Source organism: Citrobacter sp. TBCS-14, from assembly GCF_005280805.1.
Classification (GTDB): domain Bacteria; phylum Pseudomonadota; class Gammaproteobacteria; order Enterobacterales; family Enterobacteriaceae; genus Citrobacter; species Citrobacter gillenii.
In genome coordinates this window covers 1-256 of record NZ_SZWM01000880.1, presented here as the reverse complement: position 1 = coordinate 256, position 256 = coordinate 1, and the positions used below count along the sequence as shown (strand labels likewise).

The window sequence follows — 256 nt, the reverse complement described above, 5'->3', positions numbered from 1 at the left end:
CATTTCTGATACACCCAGCAGTGTCGCGGCTTCTTTAAGGTGTAATTTATCGCTGCGTTTTAGCGCCTGCAGTAATTGACCAATACGCTCGTCGCGTCGAGTTTCCATAGTTCCCCTGGAGAGTAGAATACGTGCTCAGTTTCGCGCTTAATACTACTCTCTTTACCGTGGGTTAGTCACGTACCCAGCCTTTACGAATAGGCAGGGCAAAACAGGTGCGATAGCAGGTCTGCAAACCGTGGTACAGGGTTGTGCC

Annotated in this window: 1 protein-coding gene and 1 pseudogene; both read right to left on the bottom strand. The window is 50.0% G+C overall.

Features of this window, described 5'->3' with window-relative positions:
- The coding region (locus FDX22_RS21870; protein WP_146717766.1) for a DeoR family transcriptional regulator at positions 1-108 on the bottom strand (108 nt) is incomplete at its 3' end.
- 64 nt (positions 109-172) lie between these two features.
- Positions 173-256, bottom strand: a pseudogene (locus FDX22_RS21865) (undecaprenyl-diphosphate phosphatase); the annotation flags it as partial.